A 1,034-nucleotide genomic window follows, 5' to 3' on the forward strand; every position below is an offset into this window, starting at 1 on the left:
CAACGAGCGCTTTCGTCACGGCACTTGGTGTCGGTGACGGACACGGCTCGGGTGCCCGGCCCGGCGGACGGCGCGATGATCGGCTGCCGCCAGCGCCCACTGTCGTCGACGTCTGGGTTGAGCCACACGTCGGGTTCGCGTTGCACTGCGAGCGGGCCGCTCAGGGTGTTGCGGACGGCGAGCCGCGCCGTCCAGGTACCGTCGGGGGTGCCGTTGGCCTCCGGCGCGGGGTTCCACCGGGCCCGGCCGGGTGGGACGTCGACCTCCGGCGCTTCGGGCGGGTCGGGCGGGGGCGTCGCGACCGCGATGGTCCACAGGCTCACCAGCCGGTGCCCGTTCGTCTCCAACTCCTTCGCGCGGTCGGCGAGCGAGGCCGACTCGTGGGCTTGGTACAGGGCCTCAGCGAATGCCTGTTCCATCGGATCCGCCGGACCGGGCAGCAGGTTCAGCAGCCGGGCGTTGCGCTGCGTCGGCTCGATCGCGAACAGCGCAGCGACGGCGAAGCATTCGGCCTGATCGGCGTTGACGAGTCCCTCCGGAGACACCGGCAGGGTGGTGGCGAAACCCCACCAGCGTGCGACGGCCGGGTCGGCGGTGGACGCCCAGAGTGCGACCGAGAGGTCGGTGTCGACGGCCACCTTACGGACGTCGCCGGTGCCGGACAGGGTCCGCGTGGTGAGGGCGGCGGCCGACGGCGGGGTGGACTTGGCGGGCTGGGTCCACAGCCGCGTGACGTCCGCCTCCAGGTGCTGGGCCGAGGCCGCGGCGCGTGCCCTGGGGTCGTCAGGCGCCGGGTTGTACGGGGGCGCGTCTGGGGGAATGCCCTTGTACACGCGGTAATCGAGGTCGGCGGAGGGGTACCGGGGATCGGCGCCGCACCACCAGACGGTGTCCGGTAGCGGCGCGCCGATGGCGTCGAGCGGCGCGTGGTCCTGCGGGGCGACGAACAGCCAGGACGGCGTCTTGAGCACCGCGCCGGAGACGTCGGTCTGCGGTCCGTCCCGGTAGACGGCGACGGTGAGGTCGGACCGGGG

At 73.3% G+C, this 1,034-nt stretch carries 1 protein-coding gene; it reads right to left on the reverse strand.

The features are described from left to right. Nucleotides 1-1,034 (reverse strand): hypothetical protein (locus tag ABT300_RS44365; RefSeq protein WP_351688921.1); only part of this gene is annotated, 1,034 nt, incomplete at both ends.

This window comes from Streptomyces sp. NPDC001027 (genome assembly GCF_040299045.1).
Lineage (GTDB): Bacteria > Actinomycetota > Actinomycetes > Streptomycetales > Streptomycetaceae > Streptomyces.